This window comes from Oleiphilus sp. HI0128 (assembly GCF_001635365.1).
This window is the reverse complement of record NZ_LWGG01000522.1, coordinates 1-400: the sequence shown is the minus strand read 5'-3', so window position 1 is coordinate 400 and position 400 is coordinate 1. Positions and strand designations below refer to the sequence as shown.

Below are 400 nucleotides of genomic sequence, written 5' to 3'. Positions count from 1 at the left end.
CACAATTTGTCCAATGCAGGAAGATTGCCAGGCAAACAAAGCAGACCTACAACATGCCCTACCGGTTTCAAAACCCAAAAAAAAGATCCCTCAAAAGAAAACCTGGGCACTGCTAATTGAGTCTGATAAGGGAGTCCTACTTGAGAAAAGGCCGCCAAGCGGAATATGGGGTGGTTTATATAGCTTGCCAGAGGCACCACCCTCACTCACGCCACCAGACTTGATTCAATACTGCACCGAGAACTTTGGCATAGAAACAGAACTACTAGAAAGACACCAAAGCATTCACCATACCTTTTCTCATTACAAACTAGAGATACAGCCGGTTAAATTAAAGCTAAAAGCGTCACTACCAGAAGTACGCTCATCAGATAGGCTAAAGTGGATCCAAGAACATCAG

Annotated in this window: 1 protein-coding gene; it reads left to right on the top strand. The window is 44.2% G+C overall.

All coding sequences use genetic code 11. The features are described 5' to 3' along the window. The coding region (locus A3763_RS06155) for an NUDIX domain-containing protein (protein WP_197482807.1) at positions 1 to 400 on the top strand (400 nt) is incomplete at both ends.